We start from the raw sequence: 574 nt of genomic DNA on the forward strand, positions 1-574 counted from the left end.
TCGCGGCATGGTTCGAAGCCTATGTGGGCGGCTCCTGGCAGACCTTCGATCCGCGCAACAACGTGCCGCGTATCGGTCGTGTGCTGATGGCGTGCGGCCGCGATGCCGCCGACGTTGCGATCAGCAACACATTCGGTCCGACGAAGCTCATCAAATTCGACGTCCACTGCGCGCCTGAATGATGACGAGTGGTCATTCGTTGGTGGCGTCGTAGAGGACGGGTTTGGGTCGGGATGCATCAGATGCATCAGGCAGCGGTCGGCCAGTTTGAGACGTTCGACATCATGGGCCAGATCGCTGACAATCTCGGCAGCAAGCTGGGCGAGCCCAGACAACCCTCGTGTTGGCAAGCGACGAATTGACCGACGCCAACGACTTCGGCAGGTAATGCCGTTGGGCGTCTCGAGCCCCGTGCTAGTACAACGGAGAACACATGCGAACGACAACTATGAAACTCTCGCACACGATCAGGATTCTTATCGCAACGGTCGGTCTCTCGGCGCTCGGTGCGCATGCAGCCGACGAAGCCAAAGTGCTGCCGTTTGAAACTCATGCCGCGTTCTTCTCTAGGGAG

The 574-nt window shown here is 59.2% G+C and carries 1 pseudogene; it reads left to right on the forward strand.

What is annotated here, in order from left to right:
• Positions 1-182 (forward strand): annotated as a pseudogene (locus F6X40_RS41690) (transglutaminase family protein); the annotation flags it as partial.
• Positions 183-574 lie beyond the last annotated feature (392 nt).

Origin of the sequence: Paraburkholderia sp. UCT31 (assembly GCF_014397655.1) — a bacterium.
GTDB lineage: Bacteria > Pseudomonadota > Gammaproteobacteria > Burkholderiales > Burkholderiaceae > Paraburkholderia > Paraburkholderia tuberum.